A 541-nucleotide genomic window follows, 5' to 3' on the forward strand; every position below is an offset into this window, starting at 1 on the left:
TCAATCTGGGCAGCGCCTCACGCAGCAGCGGCGATTCGTTGCGGTTGCCCGGGGCAGAAACGAATGGCGCGATCACGTTGCAGCGGCGATCGCAGAAGGCGACCACCTTGTCGCCTTTCAGGTGCTTGTGTCCGCTGTACCCCAGATTGTCGCCGCCCTTCTTCGCGGCAGTGGTCGTGCCGTCGCCGTGGATGACCGTGAGCTCAAGCAACCCGTCCTGATGAAGCTTGCGCACCGAGCCGGCAAAAATCGCGTCGATGCAGCCATCGGCCTGCCATCGCCGCAGCGCCCGATAGATGCGCGTGTAGTGGATTTCAGGGCGACCGTCAGCATTCCTTTCGATCGGCAGCGCCTTCCACTGACATCCCATGTACAGCAACTGAAGGATGTAGTTGAAGATCCTGTGCAACCCCAGCGTCGGTGCCGGACCACGCCGACCCGTACTCAGATGCGGCAAGACAAACTGCTCGAACTGCGCAAGGCTCAATTTCGTCGGAATCGTTTGCCAGCATTGGCTTCCAGCCATCAGTGCCATCCACAA

General features: G+C 60.4%; 1 protein-coding gene. It reads right to left on the reverse strand.

Annotated elements, in window-relative coordinates; genetic code table 11:
• Positions 1-541: transposase (locus P0D89_RS53930; RefSeq protein WP_408379817.1), on the reverse strand; the 541-nt coding region annotated here is incomplete at both ends.

It is taken from the genome of Paraburkholderia sp. RL18-085-BIA-A, assembly GCF_046027075.1.
Classification (GTDB): Bacteria; Pseudomonadota; Gammaproteobacteria; order Burkholderiales; family Burkholderiaceae; genus Paraburkholderia.